Source organism: Paenibacillus sp. GbtcB18, assembly GCF_019091125.1.
Classification (GTDB): Bacteria; Bacillota; Bacilli; order Paenibacillales; family NBRC-103111; genus Paenibacillus_F; species Paenibacillus_F chitinolyticus.
The window spans coordinates 166,157-186,955 of the sequence record NZ_JAGXJX010000001.1 but is presented as its reverse complement, the minus strand read 5'-3'; the positions used below and the strand labels follow the sequence as shown (position 1 = coordinate 186,955).

Here is a 20,799-nt window from a genome sequence, read left to right as displayed (position 1 = left end):
TATTAACTAAAGTAACACAATGTCACTTAGCTGACAACACAACTTTCACGGAAGGAGGCAAGCCGGATAGGACGCGCTGTCATTCGGGCGCAGGCTGACGGGTTCCGTCTTTGGCACGCGTGATGCTGAGCCTTGTTTTGTGCTTCAGAATCGGCAGACGGAACAAGATGTTCAGCAGCCCCATCGCATTGAACGGAAGGAAAGGCCACATGTAGGGAGCCGTGTGGGAACGCTGAAGGGACAGGAACATCAGCCATACTGTAGTTGCGATGACCAGACCCGGAACTTTGAAGAGCGCCACCGAAAACAGCAGGATAAGCCGGACGATCCGGTTGGCTAAACTCAGCTCGTAGCTGGGGGTGGCGAACATGCCGATCGTCGCGATTGAAATGTAGAATATAATTTCATTCGTGAACAGCCCCGTTTTAACGGCAATGTCTCCGATGAGAATAGCCGCGACCAGCCCCATGGCAACGGATAAAGGCGTCGGCGTATGAACGGAAGCCATCCGCATCAGATCGATCCCGAGTTCGGCCAGAAGAAACTGGATGAGAACCGGAATTTTGCCCGGATGCTGCGGTCCGATAAACTCGAGGCCGGTCGGTTTAAGACCGGGTTCCAGTACCATCAGATACCAAAGCGGCAGAAGAAACAATGACGCCAATATCCCCAGAAAACGGACCCAGCGCAGATAGGAACCGATAATCGGAAGCTGCCGGTACTCTTCCGCATGCTGGAGATGATGGAAGAACGTCGACGGCATGATCATGACACTCGGAGAAGTATCGGACATCAAGATAACATGTCCCTCCAGCAGATGGGCGGCAGCCACGTCAGGCCTCTCCGTGTAGCGAACCAGCGGATACGGGTTCCAGCCTTTCGCTACGATCGCTTCCTCCAACTGCTTCTCGGCCAGCGGAATTCCGTCAAGTTCCACGCTCTTGACTTTGTCACGGATAGCCTCAACCAGCTTCGGATTCGCGATATCGTCGATATAGCCGATGCAGATATCGGTGCTGGTCCGCTTCCCCACCTGCATAATTTCGGCCCGCAGCTTCGGATCGCGCACCCTTCTTCTCACAAGCGCCACGTTCGTCATCAGCGTTTCCACGAATCCGTCCCTGGAGCCGCGCACGACTCGTTCGAGGTCAGGCTCTTCTGTCGAACGGACGGGGAAGTTTTTGGCGTCGACGGCGAGCGCCGTCTTTTCACCTTCGATAAAAACACCGGTAGCCCCGGCCATAACTTGGCCGATGACTTCTTTCATCGTCTGGTACGGCGACACTTGAATGTGCGGAATGAGATATTCTTTGAGGCTCTCGGCCGGATTATTCTCCATCGCGGCATGGTCCGCGTAACTTAGCCGGTCCAGGACCATCGTGAGAACCTGGTCTTTGGCCAGTCCGTTTACGTAGTAAAAGCCGACCCGGATCGAGCCGAACACCATCTCGCGCAGCACAAGGTCAAACGATGTCCCCAGGCCCGAACGCTCTTCCAGCATATCCTTGATTTCCTGCATCGTGAGCGGGATCGGATCGTCCACCGGCTTCGATTCATCGCCATTCGACGGCCCCTTGCCCTTCTGGCCTTGTTTAGCCCCCCTGCCGCCGGAAGCCTGCTTCTGCCGACCCGTATCCTCGCTGCGTCTGCCGTCTGCCTCGGCACCATGGCCTTCGGCGTTCGCCGGCTGTTCTCCGCCGCCTTGATCCGCAGCCGAACGCTTCCGGGAGAATGAAGCTTGAATAGGACCCTTGTTCCCATCCCGCAACAGCTTCTTGATCCCGAAAGCATCCTCTTCCGTCAAGCCCGCGGAACGGTCCGGCTCCTTGCTTCCGCTTTCACAGCCCTGGGATTCTTCCCGGAATTCTTGCGGGGATCGCGGTTCGGCCCGGAAGCCTTTTCTTGCTTCGGGCCCTTTCCCGGATCGGGCAGCGCCGCCTGATTCGTCGTCGCGGTTTTCGGTTCGCAATCCGTCGGCGGCAGCCCCGTTCCCTGATTCGCGCCGGGATTCGTCCGGTTTTCCGGCTCCTTGCGCCGGTTCCCGCCTTTCCCGTCCGGGCGCTTCTTTTTCCGCAGCCTCTTGAGGGGCATTCGCCCGGCTTTGCGGCTGATTCTCACGCCGGGTATCCCCCGCGTCTTCGTTCAGCTCCGTACCCGACGGAGCATGCTCCTCCATCTCCGGAGCGGCAAATACGTTGCCTTCCTCATCGATCTGGAGGAGGGGAGCTTTAGATCTGTCATCGGCGTCGGAGCCGGCGCCGGAACCGGAAATTCCCCCCGTCCCCCCATACCTGCGGTCTTTATCTTTCACCATCATCTTACCGATCAACTTCTTCATGCCTACTCCTCCTCAGCCTAAATAAATAAACCATTCGAACAAGGAGCCCAGAACCTTGCCTGCGATCATGGCCGTTAGCAGCCATACCATATAGGACGTCATGCCCACCCTTTTGGCGAGAACCGGCAGGACATTGATGATTTCCGTCAGGGCCGCGGACAGCATGCCTATAAACGCTCCCGCAAACAACCCGAAAACACCGGTCCACCAGACAGGAACGGACAGCGTCCAGTTAAAGAAATCCAACACGGTAAAAACCAGCGAACCCGCAATGACCGCGATCTCGCAGCTGCGAATGCGGTTTTGAGCCCGGCTTACCTGAAGCAGCCGCGGTATGATATCCAGCACCAGCAGGAAAGCCACCATCCCGCTGCCGACCGCGATACCACCGGCAAATCCTATCACGACTGCAGCAGACCAGCCCAGCAGTGTGATCATGGGGACGGATCTCGCTTCTCGCGGTTTAAAGACTGATATTCCTCGGCTATCGTATAACGGTCGATATTTTCCTGATAGGTAAACATCTCGACTTCAAGCGGGCTCGGCTCTTCGTTGAATTTTTTCTTGAAAAAATGATTAAAAAAGACCGCCATGCCGATTCCGATACCAAGCGAATACGGAATTTGCAGAAACAGCGGATGCTCGGTCTTTTTGCCGGTTACAAGCTCATACACCCGCCGATGCACCTCCAGCATGCTGACGTCCGCATGAAAATTCATAATCGTAAGGCCCGACCCGATAAAAAGCAGAACCCAAACCGCCGCGAGAAACAATAGATTAGGTTTACGAGTACCGGAGTCGATCTCCACGAGCGTATGCGGCTCGCCGAAATGTTCAATCTGCAAATTAGGGTGCACGTTTTTGACAGCCGCCACGATGCTGAGCATATCGATCAGAATACGGTTGCCGTCTTTGACTTTCGGTTGGATCAGAACAAGCCCCCGAAGCGTACTTTCGTAAGCGGGCTCGACGATCATCTGGGCAACCTTTCCCAAGGTGACCGGTTCCCGTGCGGGTACCCGTATTCTGCGGCGCAAGCGGATATAGAGACAGGCGTCTGCGGTTTGATTCAACCCTCATCCCCCCAAAGACATCCTTTTGCCAGTAGTATGCGGCGCATTCGGCAAAATCATCCAAGGTACAGTTCCCAAACTTTGTACGCGATGAATACCCCCGCTTAAAATTCCCGCCATGAATAAAAAATTCCCGCCGAGGAACATTAGGAACGAAACGAACAAGCTTTTCTAACTTTCAAACAGGTGGTGAACACCCATGTCTCGAATTGCTCTTACCCTGATTATCGTAGGCGCGCTGAACTGGCTCCTCGTAGGTATCTTCGAGTGGGATCTGGTATCCGCGATTTTCGGCGGCGAAGTGCACCGCACCTCTTCCGCTTTCAGCCGTATCATTTATACATTGGTCGGATTGGCGGGTATCTACAGCCTTTCGTTCTTCTTCCGGGACGATGCGGCCGTACGCTAACCAGGCATTTCCTCCGGCCCTTCTCCGGAGGGAAACCGGGACAGATCCACGAAACGTTTCAGCTCCCGGCGGGCGGACGGTTCGTGGATTTTTTTCGCGTCTCCTCCGGCAAAAAGAAAAAAGACCAGAACGCTATTGAGCGATCTGGTCTTTTATGGATTGCAAGATTTTTTTCTCCAGCCTGGATACCTGGACCTGTGAAATACCGAGCCTGCTAGCGACCTCCGACTGAGTCTGATCCCGGAAATAGCGGAGATACACGATCAGCCGCTCCCGTTCGTTAAGAGCGCCGATGGCTTCGTTAAGAGCCAGCTTCTCGAACCATTTATCCTGGGTTTCGTCGGCGATCTGGTCCATCAGGGTGATGGGGTCCCCGTCGTTCTCAAAAACCGTTTCATGGATCGAGGAGAGCGGCTTGCTCGCCTCCTGGGCGAAGACGACTTCCTCCGGCGTAATCTCCAGCGCATCCGCGACCTCCTTGATCGTCGGAAGGCGGTTCATGCCTTTGGAGAGCTCGTCCTTGGTCTTGCGGATTTTGCTGGCCAGTTCTTTAAGCGATCGGCTGACTTTCAGCGTTCCGTCATCACGGAGAAACCGCTGGATCTCTCCGATAATCATCGGAACCGCATAGGTCGAAAATTTCACATCGTAGGACAAATCGAACTTGTCCACCGATTTGAGCAGTCCGATGCAGCCGATTTGAAACAAATCCTCGGCTTCGTAGCCGCGGTTCAGAAAACGCTGAACGACGGACCAGACGAGCCGGATGTTCGAGTTAACCAGCCGTTCCCGGGCGAGCGAATCTCCCGATTGGCTGAGTGCGATCAAACGCTTGACTTCACTGTCATCCAGGAAACTGTGCGAGGAACCTTTCAAATCGACATCCATCGTATCAAACCCCTAGTTTACCAAAGCTTTTTTGGATTCAATTCTTTTCTTCATCCGGATGCGGGTGCCGGTACCGACTTCGGTAACCACGTCGACCTCATCCATAAAGTTTTCCATAATGGTAAATCCCATTCCGGACCTTTCCAGCTCCGGCTTGGATGTATACAGCGGCTGCTTGGCTTCTTCCAGATCTTCGATACCCGCTCCGTTATCTTCCACCGTGATATAGACCTCATCGTCCACAATTTCCGTCACGATCGTTACGACTCCGTCGGGTTTATTGTCATAGCCGTGGATAATGCAGTTCGTTACCGCCTCCGAAATGACGGTTTTGATATCCGTCAACTCGTTCATGGTCGGATCGAGCTGGGAGATGAACGAAGCGACGGCGACACGCGCGAAAGCTTCATTCTCGGACTTGCTGGCGAATTGGAGCTTCATGAAATTCGATTCGCTCATAACGCGACCTCCAGACTGGAGATCGCGGATCTCTCGTTGTCTTCGATCGTTATGATCTTGAACATGCCCGACAACTCGAACAAACGGTAAACTTCAGGCGAGATGTCGCAAACCACCATACGGCCGCCCTTGCCCGTAATCTGCTTGTAGCGCCCGAGAATGACGCCCAGACCCGAGCTGTCCATGAAGGAAAGATCCTTCAGACTCAAAATGAGGTGCTTGGTATCCTGCCGGAAAATGGCATCTTCCATGCGGGTTTTGACCACATCGGCCGTATGGTGATCCAGTTCCCCTTTCAGACGAACGACCAGCGCTTTACTTCTGTGCTCAAATTCGATTTGCAAACTCATGTGCCATGTCACTCCTTCCCACATGACTCACAAGTTCTACAATCCCTTTGGCATTTCCTGCCTGCTGACAAAACTAGAAGAAAAGCGCCAAAAGCTCTTCGGAAGCGGGAAAATGCGACTTTATTCTCCGCCGAACAGACTGCGCGCCGACCGCTTCATCAGCGTCCACCAGCCGGCTTTTTTGACATCGGCGGGAGACTCGATCGGGTACTCCGTCAGCACTTCGTTGTTCTTGTACACCACGATTTTGCCGATAGGCTGCCCTTTGGCGATCGGCGGCAACAGATTCTGATTGAGCTGGAGCTCGTGGCGGATTCCTTCTTTGCTTTCACCTTTTTTCATCAAAATGCTGTAAGAACGCGTTGCGGTCAGAGGCACCGAAGCGACGTCGCCTTTGCTGATCTTAAGCTCTCCCAGGGCGTCTCCGGCTTTGAAGATCGGGAAATTGCTGTATTGGGCAAACGCGTAGTCGAACAGCTTCGTCACTTCCGCATTGCGGGTCTTCGTGTTCGGTTCTCCGAGCACGACGGCAATCACGCGAAACCCGTCGCGGGCGGCGGTTGCCGACAAGCAGAACTTCGCTTCGCTCGTATAGCCGGTCTTCAAGCCGTCGGCTCCCGAATAGAAACGGACGAGCTTGTTTGTATTGACGAGCCAGAACGGTTTCGCGGAATCTTTCCGCAGATGGTCCTGGTAGCTGCCGGTAAACTTCGTGATGCCGGTATGTTTGAGAAGTTCCCGCGACATAATCGCGATATCGCGCGCGGAGGTATAATGATTTTCTGTCGGCAGTCCGTTGCAGTTCGAGAAATGGGTGTTGTTCATTCCGAGCTGCTTGGCGCGCTCATTCATCATCGCGACGAAGTTTTCCTCCGAGCCCGCCAGCTTCTCGGCCATCGCTACGGACGCGTCGTTCCCCGAAGCCATCGCGATACCTTTGAGCATTTCTTCAACGCTCATCTCTTCGCCGGGCTCCAGGAAGATCTGCGAGCCGCCCATCGACGCCGCATATTCACTGGTGCTTACCTTATCCGTCATCTTGATTTTTCCGCTGTCTACGGCTTCCATAATAAGAAGCATGGTCATAATTTTCGTGATACTGGCCGGCGGAAGCTTGGTCTCCATGTTTTTGTTCACAATAATTTCGCCAGAATCCGCATCCATTAGAACGGCCGATTGCGCATTGGGAGCGAGATCAACCTGCTGAGGCTTCTCCTCCTTGGCCCATACGGCCGGTCCGGCTGCGGACAGCAGCAGACTCAGCGCCAGAACCGCACAGCTCATTTTCTTCCACATCGTCTTCTACCCCTCCTGCTCAACAATTAGACATAGGATTCACAAACTGGGTGGCTAGTCTGTAAACCGGGAATTTCATTAAGCAGTCTTGACGGAACCGGGCAAAAATATTCCAGAGATTCCCTATCCAAACAAAAGACTTCAACAAAAAAAGAGCGGGCTCCTCAGCCGCGCTCTTCATCCGTAACGAATTTTCAGTTTTCGTTCAACCATACATTCAGCAGAGAGATCAGCTGATTCAAATCAACCGGCTTGGAGATATAGTCGGAAGCACCGGCTTCGATACATTTATCCCGGTCGTTCTTCATCGCCTTGGCCGTGACGGCAATGAGCGGAAGATCCGCCCACTCTGCGCGTTCCCGAATGCGGGTCATCGCCTCATACCCGTCCATCCCCGGCATCATGATGTCCATCAGCACGACGTCGATATCCGGCGTACGGTCCATCAGCGCCAGACATTCGATCCCGTCGCCTGCCGTCAGCACTCGCATTCCCCTGCTTTCCAGCGCTGCGCTGAGCGCCGTGACGTTGCGGGGATCGTCATCCACGATAAGCACGGTTTTTCCGGCGATAACGGTTCCGGTTCGGCCGGAAGCCTCACGCTTCGGCTTCGCGGGCGCCGGCAGGGCAGACGCCTCCGCTTCCAGTGCGGACGCCGCTTCCATACTGGGTGTATCCGCCCGATCCAGGCAGCAGATATACAGCGTGAAGGTGCTTCCCGCTCCTTCCTCGCTCGCCAGATGGATGCAGCCGTTCAGCAGGCCGGCCAGGTCGCGGGAAATGGAAAGCCCCAGCCCCGTGCCTCCATACTGCCGGCTCGTCGCTCCGTCAGCCTGTCTGAACGCCTCGAAGACATGTTCCTGCTTGTCCTTCGGGATGCCGATCCCCGTATCCCGGACGGATATCGCCAGTGCCGTCGTCCAATCGAGGCCGGGCAGCAGATGGTTCTCTTCGTCCTCTTTCGCCCGTCGCAGAGACAAGGTTACCTCCCCGTAATGCGTAAATTTAACCGCATTCGACAGCAGATTCTTGACGATTTGCTCCAGCCGCTGTCCGTCGGTCTGGATGATCTCCGGCAGTCCCGGCTCCAGGCTGCGTTTGAACGCAACGTCTTTGTCCTCCAGCATTTTGCCGAAAAGATGTTCCATTTTGTCGGGCAGCTCCGTCAAATTGAACGGTGCGTAATTAATTTCGAGCTTGCCCGCTTCGACTTTGGAAAGATCGAGAACGTCGTTGATGAGCGCGAGCAAATCGTTGCCCGCCTTATGAATCAGCTCCGCATATTGAAGTTCCTCTTCGCTCAGCGTATTGTTCTGATTTTCGGCGAGGAACTGCGAAAGCAGCAGCATACTGTTCAGCGGTGTCCGCAGCTCGTGGGACATGTTGGCCAGAAATTCCGATTTGTATTGGGAAGCCAGCTGGACCTGCTCCGCCTTGGCTTGAAGTTCCAGCGACGCCTGCTCAAGCTCCAGCGTTTTTTGTTCCGATACCCGGTACTGGGCTTCAAGTTCTTCGTTCGTCACTTGCATTTCTTCCGTCTGGGTGCGAAGCTCTTCGGACTGGACTTGAAGTTCTTCCGCCATGACTCTGGATTCCTGAAGCAGGCGCTCCACTTCCATGCGGCTTCCCACACTGTTGAGTATGATGCCGAACGAAGTGAGAAGCTCTCTCAATACTTGGCGCTGTGAAGCCGTAAACGGTTCGAAGGAGGCAAATTCCACCACAGCCGTAACCGAACCTTTGAAAGAAGCCGGGGCAATCAGAATATGCCGCGGCGCCGCTTCTCCGAGTCCGGAACGGACCGTCACGTAGTTTTCCGGCAGGTGATCGACGGCCAGCATCCGGTTTTCCTCCGCGCATTGTCCGACGAGGCCTTCGCCCAGTTTAAACATGCGGGAGCGCTCCCCGTTTCCGCCATCGGACGCGTACGCGGCCATCCGGTGAAGGCCGTACTCCCCTTCCACGGTTTGGAGCATGTAAACCACGCCGTACGGGGCGTTGAACAGTTCCGCGACTTTGCGGACGAACATGCCGGACAAAGCCGCCGTGTCCGTAAAACCCTGCAGAGCGGTCGTCAACTCGGCCACCTGCGTTTTCTCCCCGGTTTCCCGCTGCACATTGTCGAGCAGACGGTTCGTCGCATCTCCGAGGTCGCGTATTTCATCGCGTGACTTGACCTCGATCCGTTCGGAAAGATCGCCGTCCGACGAAGCCAGATGGTCGATGGCACGGATTACCTTGCGGATCGTCCCCTGAATCGACCGGGAGATCAGGATCGCAGCCGCAACGGCTACGACGGCCACGCCGAGCATCATAAGGTACAGGACGCTGCGCATGTCCTTGTTCCGCTCGTCCAGATTAGCCACCCGGTCTAGGGTCAATTTGGTTTCCGTACTGCGGAAGGTGTCGACCAGGACACGAATCCGATCCATATATTTTTTACCGGGGTCCTCTTGAAAATATTGCTGGATTTGCGGAGTATTACCGGCTTTTTTCCACGCAATGACAGGCTGTCCCGCTTCCGCGATCCATTTCTCGATAACGGACCGCAGTTCCTCCAGCCGTTTCTGCTGAGAAGGATTGTCGGCAACAAGACCGTGAAGCGTATCGTAATCCGCCAACCAGTTTGCCTGCGCTTTCTCGTAGGGCTCCAGGTAACGGTCATCCCCGGTAATGACGTACCCCCGCTGCCCCGTTTCCATGTCGAGAAGCTGCTTTTCTACCTCCGACGTCAAATCATGAACCTGAATATCGTGTTCCGTGACAAAATCGATCTCTTTCTGCAGAGAGACAATCCGTCCGTTTACGGCAAAAATCGAGGCCGCCAGGCAGATCAAGATAAGCAGATAACCGGACATAATTTTCCACCGGATACTGAAACGCCGTGCTCGCGCCACTCTTACTCCCCCTAGTTACGGATACTTTTCTTTAACGAACAAAAAGGGCACGGCTGAAAAAGGCCGCATGCTTCCTGAGGGGCACGCGACTTCGTAGAGGCCTGAATTACCCGGCCTTTTGCAGTTCGTAACAAACAGCTTAATTTAACTAGTATACTATTGATCGCTGTTATTTGCTAACCGGGTTTACTAGATTTTTGTAAAACTTTCCTCCGCATGAACAAATAAAAAGGAGCCCTCCAGGGACCCCTTTTTCAAACCGACTGCTCTTATTCCACTACCAGCACCGACTTCATATCGTTGTGGCCTTCGCCGCAAGGCAGGATACATTTAATTTCGTATTTGCCCGGCTTCTCGAAGTTCACTTCCTGGGATTTGTTCGTTCCGTCCAGCTTTACGTCCACGCCTTCACCCGTAATGTCGATGGCATGCACGCCTTCTTTCAGGATAAGAGAAACTTTGGTCTGGCCTTTCGGAATTTTGTACTCCGCTTGATCGAATTTCCAGTTGGATGCTGCAATTTTGAGAGAAGCGCCGGCTGTTTCTTCCGCGGCTCTTTCCGCTTGTCGGGCATTGATATCTTGAAAGAGGAAACCCACTCCCATAGCACTCGCGCCGATAAATAGTACAAACATGATCCACTTGTACATGAAGATCCCCCCATCGCGTAATTACCTAATTATTGTACCTAAAATAACGGAAATTGCCTAATCCCTTCCTGAGGCAAACTTCGAATAATTTGTGACAATTCCGTGATATTTTGATCCGTAAGCCGCTTGGGACCGTCATCCGTCCGAAGCAAAGCCGTTTGCGTAAAGCCTACAGCTCCTCGATAATGCCGAGAACCAGCTGCAGAAACTTCGGCTTGACCCGCTCCGTCGTCTCCATCACTTCCTGATGGGATAGCGGCTGGTCCAGGATGCCCGCGGCCATGTTCGAGATGCAGGAGAAACCGAGCACCTCGATGCCGGCATGACGTGCGACGATCACTTCCGGCACGGTCGACATACCGACGGCGTCCGCTCCGAGCGTACGGATCATGCGGATTTCCGCCGGCGTTTCGTAAGTGGGGCCGAGAAGCCCGAGGTAAACCCCTTCGCGCAGCGAGAAGTTCTGTTTCTCGGCAACGCTGTGCGCCAGCTTGCCGAGTCTTCTGCTGTAAGCTTCCGACATGTCCGGGAAGCGAACTCCGAGCTCGTCGTCGTTAGGACCGATGAGCGGATTGCGGAACATGAAGTTGATATGATCCTGGATCACCATCAGATCGCCGACTTCGTAAGACGTGTTCACGCCGCCCGCCGCGTTGGTTACGATGAGCGTCTGAACGCCCAGATCTTTCATGACGCGCACCGGGAATGCGACCGTTTCCGCGCCGTAGCCTTCATATTGATGGAAGCGGCCTTTCATCATGACGACTTGTCTGCCTTTTATGGTGCCGGCCACAAGCTCGCTCGCATGACCTTCCACGGTCGAAACCGGGAAGTGCGGGATATCGCTGTAGTCGATAACGACCGCTTCTTCGATAAGATCGGCCAAGACGCCGAGTCCGGAGCCGAGGATAAGACCGATGGTCGGACGGAAGCCGAGCTTCTTCTCGATATAGGCCGCCGCTTCATTGACGCGTTGTTTTTCTGTGCTCATGCAAGAACACTTCCTCTCTTATTGTGTCCGATTATTTGAATTCCTCGAATAAGGTTGTTCATTTGGACAACCCCCTCCGGTTGTCAAATGCGGGTTTAAAGCCCCGTAAATGTTTATGTAAGGCAAAAACAGCATGGACATTATCTCATTATTGCCCCCGGGATGCAAAAATACCCAATGACGCATTGCCGCATTGCCGCATTAAAGGATTTTCCTATTCCGCCAAAAAGGAAGAGCCCCATAAGGGGCCGGGTAACCGTTTACGTCATTTTCGCTCTCGGATGCGTCCGGTCGTAAACTTCCTTCATCTTCGACTTCGTCACATGCGTATACACCTGTGTAGTCGAAAGGTCGGCATGGCCCAGCATTTCCTGCACCGATCTCAGATCCGCGCCGTTCTCCAGGAGATGCGTGGCGAAGGAGTGCCTCAAGGTATGCGGCGTAATGTCCTTGTCCACTTCGGCGTCCGCGGCGTAACGCTTCAGCATTTTCCAAAAGCCCTGACGGGTCATGCGCGTACCGAGATGATTCACGAACAAGGCCGTTTCCGGCTTGTGCGCCTTCATCAGCTGCGGCCGCGAGGCGGACACATACTCGTCGACCACTTTGGCGGCCATGCTTCCGAGCGGAATAATCCGCTCCTTGGCCCCGCTTCCGACGCAGCGGACAAATCCGAGGCTCGTGTTGACGTCGCCGACATCTAGGCTGATCAGCTCCGATACGCGGATGCCGGTCGCATACAGCACCTCGAGCATGGCCTTGTCCCGGATGCCGTTGCTCGTGTCCGTCTGCGGCGCCGCGAGCAGGCGCTCCATTTCGTCCATAGTGAGCACCTGGGGCAGCTTCTTCTCCTGCTTCGGATTCTCGATATCGCGCGTAGGGTCGAAATCCATCCTGCCGCAGCGGATCATGTAACCGTACAAGGAACGGATCGAAACAAGCGTCCGGGACTGGGTCGCTGTAGCCCTGCCGAGCTGCTTGAGACGGGCGATGTAACTCACCACATGCACCTTGCTCGTCTCTCCCAGCGTCCGGATGTTCTGCTGCTCCAGAAATTCTATATACTGCTGCAGATCCCGAGCATACGATTCGAGCGTATTCCGGGACAAGCCTTTCTCATGTTCCAGATAGTCCATGAATACTTCCAGATCTTCTCTCAAGTTTCCTTGCTCCTTCATGGCATTTCTAAGCTAGCCGGTTTTAAGTCTTTATACCATTCGTCACAAAACCGATAATTCCTCTTTATTCCCCGTACCAATAAAACAAACGGAGCCTCGTCGCCATACTCTCGCTGCCTTCGGTCTGAATCGCGTGCTGCTGGAACACTTTTACCGACGTGCCGCTGGGATGACGGTACTTGTCAACCGGTTCGACCCAGACCGAAAACAGGCCAAACACCCTGTACAGAATATACGTCAGCGTGACGAACAGAATGAGAAACTTGGTCCTCTCCAGCCATTTATGTACGGATACGATCATACAACCCGTCCCCCCTTTATAACAAGCGTATGAGAAGGGAACGCCGGATATGCGGCTCCGCCGAACGTGTGTAAGGGTTTCGGGTATAAAAAGAGGGAGCGCCCCGTCGGGGCCCTCCCTGGCCGCTAAAGAAGCGATTCCGCGCCGTCGATGTAAACTTCCGTCCCCGTAACGTGGTTGGAAAGATCGGAGCCTAGGAAGACCAGCAGGTCCGCCACCTGATCCGCCGTTCCGGGACGGTCCGCCAGCGGCATGCTCGTTTCCGGATATTCCACCGGTATCCGGATTGCCTCCAGCTCCGGCGTACGTTCCGTGCTGTCCTCAATGTTCGTGTCGATCGAACCCGGACAGATGACGTTGACGCGGATTTTATAGCGGGCCAACTCAAGCGCGGCCATTTTCGCGAAAGCTACCTGCCCCGCTTTGGAAGAGCTGTAGGCCGTAAACCCGAAGTTTTTAAAAATCCTCGTTCCGTTGATGGAACTGGTGATCACGATGCTGCCACCATTTTCTTTGAGCAGCGGCACCGCGTATTTTACGGTCAAGAACGTCCCCTTCAGGTTGGTCTGCAGGGTTGCGTCCCACTCCTCGGGTTCCAGGTCTTCGATCGGCGCTATTTTACCGTTAATGCCCGCATTGGCCAGCACGATATCAAGCCGTCCCCATGTTTCCTGCAGCTTCGCGTAAGCTTCTTTGACCTGTGCCGGGTCGGAAATGTCCGCTTCGGCGACGATCGCTTCTCCGCCCTTGCGCATAATAATTTCCTGAACATCCTCGGCATACTCTTTGCGGATGTCCACCAGGCAGACCTTGACTCCCAGCTTGGCGAGTCTCAGCGCCGCCGCTTTGCCTATCCCCGAACTTGCTCCCGTGATAAGCGCCGTTTTCCCGGCCAGGCCGTATTCCCCCGTATGTATGGTGTTGGTTTGCTCCATGGACCGTCCTCCTCTAAAAGCCGACACCCGCAAGGCAGCGGCATGTTGGCGATGGATATGTTCCACTGCCTCCTTACCCGGTGAACCGCCCGAAGAAACGAAAGAACGCGCCCGATTTTCATCTTCGCGACAAGGGCTGTGAACGGCTGCAGACGCGCCAAAAAGCCCGCTGAGCGAGCAGCGGGCTTCCAAGGGCTTGCGGGACGCATCAAGCAGACAAAACCTTCCGCGTCTGTTTAAACGAGCGTAGAAGGTTTTGCGCTTGTATGGTGATGGTGATGCTTATGGTTAGTGTCTTTATTTTTCGGCTGATCGGCGCCTTTCTCCAGACATCTGTGGCAGATACCTTGAAAGTCGAGTCGGTGATCCAGCACTTTAAAATTATATTCACGGGCGAGCCGTTCTTCCAGCGGTCCCAGCCAATCTTCCATAATTTCGTCCACTGCGCCGCACTGCACGCAGATCAAATGATGATGATGGTGATGTGTGCTGTCGCTGCGAAGATCGTAACGGGCTACGCCATCTCCAAAATTCATTTTCTCAAGCACATGCATATCGCTGAGCAATTCGAGCGTCCGGTACACGGTAGCAAGTCCGATCTCAGGAGCTTTGTCCTTGACGAGCATAAATACGTCCTCGGCGCTAAGGTGATCTTCTTCATTCTCGAGCAGCACTCGAACCGTCGCTTCCCGCTGGGGAGTCAGCTTGTAACCTTGGGATTGCAGCTGCTGCTTGATCTTCTCAATACGTGCTTCCATACTCCTCCCCCTCTTACAACGCGTCTAAACGGCGCGATAGTTTCCCTTTTTTCATTATAGAGGGAGGGAGTCACGAAAGTCAAACGACTATTTAGAATTATTCTAGTTAGTAAGAGCCGCCAGCATCGGCGTAACCCACTTCATCATCGTCGGAGATACGAATGCTTCCAAAAGCGCCGCCCCAAACATGCAGACGCCCATCGCCAGCGTAACGCCGGAGTAACGCATGAACGGGTGGTAGATGGTTCCGCTCCGGCGGACGAGCCTGTTTTTGATAATGAACAGAGAGAAACTGATGGAAACGACGCTGCAGATCAGAATGGCGGGAACCACGATCAGATTCGGGGGCGCGATGGAAACAAGGGCGAAAGCGACGCCTTTCCAGGAAAGCTGCCCGACCATAAAGCCTACGCTGAAGCCGATCAGAACGCCTTTTAGAAAATCCAGCACGAGAATAAGCGGCAGTCCGATAACGGACAGCCCGAGCGTCCAGATGAGCAGAATCCATTTCATATGAAGCGAGAACGCCGCCAGCATCGACTGCTTCCCGTCCACCTGAGCCCCGTCCTGTATCGTCCGATAGAACGAACTGAGATAGCGTCCCAGTTCCTGCTTCTGTTCGAGAGACAGCGCATTGACCATGACGGCGCCGAACACGACACCCACAACGAAGAGGACCGAGACGAATAGAAAGAGCGTAAACTGTTCTTTGAAATACTGCTTCAAGGTCTGCATAGCCGGCATGATAAGTCCTCCTTGTCCGCTTGTTCACTATAGGCAGTATATGCGGCGGATAACCGGGATAGACCAAGCCGTACGGCAATGTACAAAAAGCAAAAAAGCAAAAACCCTCTTGAGTTGAGGGCTTTTGCTTTTTACGAATCAGCAACCTCCGGTCATCCGGCAGAAGCGGTTTCCCGCGTTTCTGTCCTACGCCTCCGGCAGAGGCGTATCGGTCGGCTTGCCCGCGGTGCCTTTATAGGTCTCGTCGATCTGCTTGCGGATTTCCAGCGGCGTTTTGCCGTCCTTCTTAAGCGAGATGGCCTTTACCGCGATCTCCATGCAGATGCCGCAGCGCGTCCCGTGATCGTCCCAGACGACGGAACCGTCCGCATTCGTTTCGCGGATGAAGCAGTTCTGGTTGCTCTTGTGGCCGGCGCTTTCGCCGCAGCCGCAGTAGCACGGCATGGACTGCAGCAAGTCCGCGTTTTTGCCCGCTAGCTCGTAAACAAGGCGGATTTCTTCGCGCTGCTTGTTCAGAAATTTCGGCAGGACGGCGGACGAAGCCGTCTTCTCCTGCAAGTCTCCGTTGGCGGCATGATGCGCCGCGCCGTCACCTTGCGCCGCCTGCTTGGCTCCGCCGCTTTCGCAGGCGGCTGCCAGCATGCTCGCGCACAGAAGGGTCGCCGTGAGCAGGCCCCATTTTTTCAACATGTCCAGATTCCCCTCTCCCTTTGCGGGAATTAGATCGCTTCTATTACGGGCCCGTGTTTATCGCTTTGCGCGGTTCCCGGTCGTTCCCTTGTCAGCCGGCTTCGCTTTCTCCGGCGCTCTGACTTTACCGTAAGTGCCTCCGCCGCCCACCTGGAGACCGAGAACGCCCGTGCGGGCCTCCAAAATCATCCCGGCAATGTCGTCACCCACCGTCTCCGCCAGCTCTTCCCGTGTCGCCCGGTGCAGGATGTTCATTTCGGTGCCGAATCTGGCCAGCAGCCCGTCCAGCTTTCTTTTGCCCAGTCCCGGAATGAATTCCAGCGGTACCTGGTAGTAATAAGGCGGCCGGTAATCCGGCACATACGGCTCCTCGCGGCCCGCAAGCTCCATGATGCGGTCCATAACGCCGCGGACTACTTTGGGACTGCCGCAGTAGAGGCATCTTCCAACGGCCGCCTCGCTCTCGTCCAGGATGCTTTCACAGCTTAGACAGTAGGTGCGGTGATATTTGCCGAGCCGCGGATTCAGACCGTAGTTCGCGGTAACCGCACGGCCATCTTCTCTGCGGAGAGCGAGCAGAAGCTCCGCGAACGTAGGCTCCGCCAGCCGCAGCTCGTTGTATTCGCGGCCGATTTTCCCGAGCGAATGGGCATCCGAATTCGTGACGTACGTGTAGCGGTCAAGCTCCGGCAGATAGCCCGCCATCTCCGAATCGGAGCTGAGGCCGAGTTCCACACCCGCCAGCCCGTCCAGATCCAGCATATGCTCCATGCGGGTCGATCCGCTGCCGTAGATGCTTTTGTGGGGCGTAAAAATGTGCGCGGGGATCATGATGCCTCCCCGCCTGAGCACCTCGGCCTGAAGTTCCCTGGCCGTGACATACATGCGCTGGGAGCTCAGCTCCACATTTTTCATCCGCGGTCGCATCCACTCCGTGAACTCTTTCATCTGGGCCAGCTTCGGGAGAAAAACAAGCAGATGCACGGGGCCCATACCCGGATCGCGCACCTCGATTTCGCTTCCCAGCAGAACCGTGGTCTGGTGATACCGGATGCCTCCGCCGTCCAGCTCCTTCATTTCGCCGGCAGCGAGATAGTGCTCGATCTCTTCCTGTACAGCCGGCGAATGACAGTCGATGATGCCGACGATCTCGATTCCTTTGCGGTCGGACGCCTCGCGGGCAATGTTGTAGAACGTCAAGTTCCGGGCTCCGCTGATCTTGACTGCGGCTCCCTTCTCCGTCCGGCCGATATGAATGTGAAGATCCGCGTAGTACGTCCGCAGCATCAGAACGAGCCCGTCAGCTTGTACGCTTGCCAGGCATATACGGCCGTGATGGTTTTGGCGTCGCTGATGCTCCCGCGCGCAATCAGCTCTTTCGCCTCCTGGAGGGTGATCGCATCGCACTCCAGAAATTCGTCCTCGTCCGGCCTCGCTTCCCCGCGGACCAGGTTTTCGGCTACGAACAGATGAAGAATTTCATCGGCAAAGCCCGGAGACGTATAAAAGGAGCAGACCGGACGGACCGACTCCGAACTGTAGCCGGTTTCTTCCTCCAGCTCGCGGATCGCCGCCCGGATCGGCTCTTCGCCGGGATCGAGCTTGCCGGCCGGAATTTCCACCTGGCTTTTTTCCAGCGCCTTGCGGTACTGCTCCACCACGATCATCCGGTCGTCGTCCGTTAAGGCCAGAACGGCCACCGCACCGGGATGCTTCACGATCTCGCGCGTGGCCGTTTCCCCGTTCGGCAGGCGGACATGATCCACCTGCAGCGTAATGATTTTGCCCTCGAAGATGGGTTCGGTTTTTATCGTAACTTCCTCAAATTTCCGATTATTCTGATCTGCTGACATGTCCTGCTCCTCCCCCGGGTGAATCCCGGAAACGCTTGTTTTCTCCCCTATTATAACAAATGGCTGAAAAAAAACGTCTTTACCCTGTGTTGAATTATGGCAAAACGGGGAAAGAATGAATACAGGGTTTTGTGCCTTATTTTAACAGCTGACATAACTCGTCCCTTACTCGCATAGGTTTTAACCTAAACTAATTGCGGAAATGAGGAATGAATCATGAAAAATTATACAGCTTCCGAAAGCCTCTGTCTCGTCGGAAAGGCATGGGAAATTAAACAATTTCTTCAGCTTGCCGTTCAGAAAGGCGGACGCGATCTGCCTCTCGTCGTCTTTTTGGAACAAAAATCCGGTTGAACCCGCGCCGATCTCTCCCTGGCGAGCATAAAACGGTTACGGCCTTCCGAACCGGTCTCCCACCCCTGGATCAATCAAGTCGTAAATCCCGTAAGATTGTAAAGGCGCCGTCGTATTTTCCGGCTGTTTACGGATGAGCCTCTGCAATTCGGCCGCAACCCGGCTTCGCTCGCTCTCCGTTATATTCATATACGATACTCCCCCGATCATCCCTGTGGTAGCTTCAAGCGGCATAGTAACCACATCGTTTCCGGTAAGAGCCGAAAATGTGCTTGCAAACTGGAAAATGGTTCGGGCCGGTATGTCCATGCGGACATTGCCACCCATAATTTTAAGAAGGTTATTGATCTTGGCCACGTTGCGGTATTGAACCGTCTGGGTAAGCAGCTCGCGCACAACCTGCTGCTGGCGGCGCATTCTGCCGAAATCTCCGTCCGCATCCCCACGGTACCGGGCATAATTAAGCGTCTGCTGACCGTTCAGCGTCTGCCTGCCTTTCTTGAGATACACATGACGGTGGGTGATCCGGTCGTCGAAGTCCATATTTTTCTCCACATCAATCGATAGTCCCCCGAGCGTATCCACGAATTCTTTGACTCCGTTAAAATTAAAAGCCACATAGTAATCGACCGGGATGCCGAAAAACGCTTCGACGGTTTTCACGGCCAGATCCGCTCCCCCGTAAGCGTATGCGTGGGCCAGTTTCTCTTTGCCGTGGCCCTGAATGCGGATCCGGGTATCCCGCGGGATCGAAAGCAGCGTTATTTTCTGACTTGAAGAATCGGCAACGGCCAGCATGTTCGTATCCGAACGCCCCTGCTCCACGTTCCCCGAGTCTATCCCCAGCATAAGAAACACATACGTCTCCTTGGCAAGGGTTTCACGGACCGGCGCAGGGTTAACCGGTGTCGTTTGCGGAACTCCCGTGTCGGTCCGTTCTTTGTACACCAGATTCCAGCTGTGATAAGCGTTCCACGCGTAATAACCGCCGACCGCGAGCAGCAGGGCAAGCGGCAGCACAGCCCAGAGCCAGAACCGTTTTCTTCTGCGTTCTCGTTTCATCCGTTCCGTTTCACCCCCCGATTCTGCAAATGTGCAATATCCGTAGTATGGGGAAACCGCCGGCAAAAAAAAGATCCCCGCCCCTAACATCTTCTGTAGAAAGCGGGAAACTTTGTGAGTCGAAAACAAAGACGTACGGCTCCCTGAGGAGAAATACATCTTTGCCGACAAAACGGGCAGAACGGAATCTAAAAAACAAAACCTCCATCCGGACTGCCGTTAGGCCTGTCGGGATGGAGGTTCTTGAGTTCGGACCGCTTATTTCGCTTGTTCCGTTACTTCGCGGACGATAGCCACGACCGCTTCGGCTGTTTTCACGAGATCGGATACGGCGATATGTTCATTGGTGGTGTGAATTTCCTTGTAACCTACCGCCAGGTTCACCGTAGGAATCCCCATGCCGTTGAAAATATTCGCGTCGCTTCCTCCGCCGGAGTGGAACGTGCTGGTTTTGCAGCCCATGCCTTCCAGGGCCTTCATGGCCAGCTTCACCACCGGCGATGTTTCGTCGTGCATGAAAGCGGGATACACGATATCCGCTTCGAAATCGCACGTCGTGCCGAAATCGGCCGCCGTGTCTTTGCACGCCTGCTCCATCGCGGCCAGCTGTGCCTCCAGCTTGCTTTGAACGATGCTGCGCGCTTCCGCTTCGAGAAGCACGCGGTCGCAGACCACGTTGAGCGGACCGAGGCCGGAGAAGCTGCCGATGTTGGCCGTCGTCTCCGAATCCAGGCGGCCCAGCTTCATGCGGGATACCGCTTTGCTTGCCACCTGGATGGCCGAGATGCCGTCTTCCGGGTTCACACCCGCATGAGCGGATTTGCCGTACATGACGATCTTGATTTCGGCGCGGGCCGGAGCCGCAACGGCGATTTCGCCGATCTCTCCGTTAGAGTCCAGCGCATAGCCGAACTCGGCCTTCATGACGGACGGGTCCATCGCGCGTGCGCCTTTGAGCCCGGATTCTTCGCCTACCGTGATCACGAACTGGATCGGACCGTGAGCGATATTCTGCTCCTTCAGCACCCGGATCGCTTCGAACATCGCCGCGATGCCGGCTTTGTCGTCGCTTCCGAGAATCGTGGTTCCGTCGCTGCGGATAATTCCGTCTTCACCGATTTGCGGCTTGATTCCGTTGCCCGGAGCCACCGTATCCATATGGCTCGTAAAGAAAATGCACGGGGTCGATTCCGGAGCGCCGCTGGCTTCCAGCATACAAATCAGGTTGCCGGCCCCGTGGCCGGTTTTCTCGGCCGCATCATCCGTCTGGATGGAAAGACCGAGTTCCTTGAATTTCGTCTGCAGGACTACACTGATCTCCTGCTCGTATTGCGTAACGCTATCGACCTGCACAAGCTCGATAAATTCTTTTATTAACCGTTCCTGCTGGATCATGGGTTCCCTCCGTTGTTGCTATGGTTTACAATAGAGTCAGCGAAAAGTTTGTCCGAATAGGAGTGATTGGTATGAAACGCAACCGTCTGTTCAAAATCGTCGTGTATATCATGCTATTCAGCATGGTCGCTTCGACCTTGATGGTCTCCCTCAGCTTCCTGACTACCTCATAATACGC

23 protein-coding genes are annotated in these 20,799 nt (G+C 54.8%); 3 read left to right on the top strand and 20 right to left on the bottom strand.

Annotation, left to right across the window (positions count from 1 at the left end):
- Positions 1 to 79: 79 nt before the first annotated feature.
- The 3 genes from KVT34_RS00920 to KVT34_RS00910 form a co-directional block, all read right to left on the bottom strand.
- Entirely contained in the window at positions 80 to 1,744 is a 1,665-nt protein-coding gene (locus tag KVT34_RS00920) for a spore germination protein (protein ID WP_483311423.1), read from the bottom strand.
- 606 nt (positions 1,745 to 2,350) lie between these two features.
- Complete coding sequence (locus KVT34_RS00915; RefSeq protein WP_217556215.1) at positions 2,351 to 2,776, bottom strand: stage V sporulation protein AB; 426 nt, start codon at positions 2,774 to 2,776, stop codon at positions 2,351 to 2,353.
- Positions 2,773 to 3,411, bottom strand: a complete 639-nt coding sequence (locus KVT34_RS00910) for a stage V sporulation protein AA (RefSeq protein WP_217556214.1) — start codon at positions 3,409 to 3,411, stop codon at positions 2,773 to 2,775. The genes KVT34_RS00915 and KVT34_RS00910 overlap by 4 nt, the downstream gene beginning before the upstream one ends.
- 199 nt (positions 3,412 to 3,610) lie before the next feature.
- On the opposite strand from KVT34_RS00910, the gene KVT34_RS00905 reads away from it, so the two are divergent.
- Positions 3,611 to 3,820: a DUF378 domain-containing protein gene (locus KVT34_RS00905; RefSeq protein ID WP_217556213.1), complete on the top strand. Its 210-nt coding sequence runs from the start codon at positions 3,611 to 3,613 to the stop codon at positions 3,818 to 3,820.
- A gap of 132 nt (positions 3,821 to 3,952) precedes the next feature.
- On the opposite strand, the gene sigF is transcribed toward KVT34_RS00905, so the two are convergent.
- The 15 genes from sigF to KVT34_RS00830 form a co-directional block, all read right to left on the bottom strand.
- Entirely contained in the window at positions 3,953 to 4,708 is a 756-nt protein-coding gene (gene sigF, locus KVT34_RS00900; protein WP_217556212.1) for an RNA polymerase sporulation sigma factor SigF, read from the bottom strand.
- Between the two features lie 12 nt (positions 4,709 to 4,720).
- A complete protein-coding gene (spoIIAB, locus tag KVT34_RS00895) occupies positions 4,721 to 5,167 on the bottom strand; it encodes an anti-sigma F factor (protein WP_009674418.1) in 447 nt (148 codons plus the stop codon).
- The gene (gene spoIIAA / locus KVT34_RS00890) at positions 5,164 to 5,517 is read right to left on the bottom strand and encodes an anti-sigma F factor antagonist (RefSeq protein ID WP_042228554.1); all 354 of its coding nucleotides are present in this window, start codon (positions 5,515 to 5,517) and stop codon (positions 5,164 to 5,166) included. The genes spoIIAB and spoIIAA overlap by 4 nt, the downstream gene beginning before the upstream one ends.
- A gap of 120 nt (positions 5,518 to 5,637) precedes the next feature.
- Complete coding sequence (locus tag KVT34_RS00885; protein WP_217556211.1) at positions 5,638 to 6,813, bottom strand: D-alanyl-D-alanine carboxypeptidase family protein; 1,176 nt, start codon at positions 6,811 to 6,813, stop codon at positions 5,638 to 5,640.
- A 194-nt stretch (positions 6,814 to 7,007) separates the two neighbouring features.
- A complete protein-coding gene (locus KVT34_RS00880; RefSeq protein WP_309244051.1) occupies positions 7,008 to 9,710 on the bottom strand; it encodes a CHASE3 domain-containing protein in 2,703 nt (900 codons plus the stop codon).
- A 269-nt stretch (positions 9,711 to 9,979) separates the two neighbouring features.
- Positions 9,980 to 10,360: a cupredoxin domain-containing protein gene (locus tag KVT34_RS00875; protein WP_009674411.1), complete on the bottom strand. Its 381-nt coding sequence runs from the start codon at positions 10,358 to 10,360 to the stop codon at positions 9,980 to 9,982.
- A 169-nt stretch (positions 10,361 to 10,529) separates the two neighbouring features.
- Positions 10,530 to 11,351, bottom strand: coding sequence for a purine-nucleoside phosphorylase (locus tag KVT34_RS00870; protein ID WP_217556210.1), 822 nt, complete (start codon positions 11,349 to 11,351; stop codon positions 10,530 to 10,532).
- Between the two features lie 260 nt (positions 11,352 to 11,611).
- Positions 11,612 to 12,511, bottom strand: coding sequence for a site-specific tyrosine recombinase XerD (gene xerD, locus KVT34_RS00865; RefSeq protein WP_217556209.1), 900 nt, complete (start codon positions 12,509 to 12,511; stop codon positions 11,612 to 11,614).
- An 82-nt stretch (positions 12,512 to 12,593) separates the two neighbouring features.
- Positions 12,594 to 12,830: a DUF4227 family protein gene (locus KVT34_RS00860; protein WP_217556208.1), complete on the bottom strand. Its 237-nt coding sequence runs from the start codon at positions 12,828 to 12,830 to the stop codon at positions 12,594 to 12,596.
- Between the two features lie 125 nt (positions 12,831 to 12,955).
- Entirely contained in the window at positions 12,956 to 13,765 is an 810-nt protein-coding gene (locus tag KVT34_RS00855) for an SDR family oxidoreductase (protein ID WP_217556207.1), read from the bottom strand.
- A 236-nt stretch (positions 13,766 to 14,001) separates the two neighbouring features.
- A complete protein-coding gene (gene fur / locus KVT34_RS00850) occupies positions 14,002 to 14,523 on the bottom strand; it encodes a ferric iron uptake transcriptional regulator (RefSeq protein ID WP_217556206.1) in 522 nt (173 codons plus the stop codon).
- A gap of 102 nt (positions 14,524 to 14,625) precedes the next feature.
- Positions 14,626 to 15,267, bottom strand: coding sequence for a stage II sporulation protein M (gene spoIIM / locus KVT34_RS00845; protein WP_217556205.1), 642 nt, complete (start codon positions 15,265 to 15,267; stop codon positions 14,626 to 14,628).
- 186 nt (positions 15,268 to 15,453) lie between these two features.
- A complete protein-coding gene (locus KVT34_RS00840) occupies positions 15,454 to 15,957 on the bottom strand; it encodes a PCYCGC domain-containing protein (protein ID WP_217556204.1) in 504 nt (167 codons plus the stop codon).
- Positions 15,958 to 16,014: 57 nt separating this feature from the next.
- Positions 16,015 to 17,244: an endonuclease Q family protein gene (locus tag KVT34_RS00835; protein ID WP_217556203.1), complete on the bottom strand. Its 1,230-nt coding sequence runs from the start codon at positions 17,242 to 17,244 to the stop codon at positions 16,015 to 16,017.
- Complete coding sequence (locus tag KVT34_RS00830; protein WP_217556201.1) at positions 17,244 to 17,810, bottom strand: NUDIX hydrolase; 567 nt, start codon at positions 17,808 to 17,810, stop codon at positions 17,244 to 17,246. Before KVT34_RS00830 ends, KVT34_RS00835 begins: the two co-directional genes overlap by 1 nt.
- 216 nt (positions 17,811 to 18,026) lie before the next feature.
- On the opposite strand from KVT34_RS00830, the gene mciZ reads away from it, so the two are divergent.
- Positions 18,027 to 18,164 carry a Z-ring formation inhibitor MciZ gene (mciZ, locus tag KVT34_RS00825; protein WP_084706561.1) on the top strand — a complete coding sequence of 46 codons (138 nt, stop codon included), beginning with the start codon at positions 18,027 to 18,029 and terminating at the stop codon, positions 18,162 to 18,164.
- Between the two features lie 36 nt (positions 18,165 to 18,200).
- Here mciZ and KVT34_RS00820 read toward each other — a convergent pair whose 3' ends face one another.
- Both KVT34_RS00820 and KVT34_RS00815 read right to left on the bottom strand, forming a co-directional pair.
- The gene (locus tag KVT34_RS00820) at positions 18,201 to 19,226 is read right to left on the bottom strand and encodes an LCP family protein (RefSeq protein ID WP_217556200.1); all 1,026 of its coding nucleotides are present in this window, start codon (positions 19,224 to 19,226) and stop codon (positions 18,201 to 18,203) included.
- A gap of 258 nt (positions 19,227 to 19,484) precedes the next feature.
- Positions 19,485 to 20,621 carry a M20/M25/M40 family metallo-hydrolase gene (locus tag KVT34_RS00815; protein ID WP_009674394.1) on the bottom strand — a complete coding sequence of 379 codons (1,137 nt, stop codon included), beginning with the start codon at positions 20,619 to 20,621 and terminating at the stop codon, positions 19,485 to 19,487.
- 71 nt (positions 20,622 to 20,692) lie between these two features.
- Here KVT34_RS00815 and prli42 point away from each other — a divergent pair, with 71 nt between their 5' ends.
- Positions 20,693 to 20,794 carry a stressosome-associated protein Prli42 gene (gene prli42 / locus KVT34_RS00810; protein WP_016423989.1) on the top strand — a complete coding sequence of 34 codons (102 nt, stop codon included), beginning with the start codon at positions 20,693 to 20,695 and terminating at the stop codon, positions 20,792 to 20,794.
- The last annotated feature ends 5 nt before the right edge of the window (positions 20,795 to 20,799 follow it).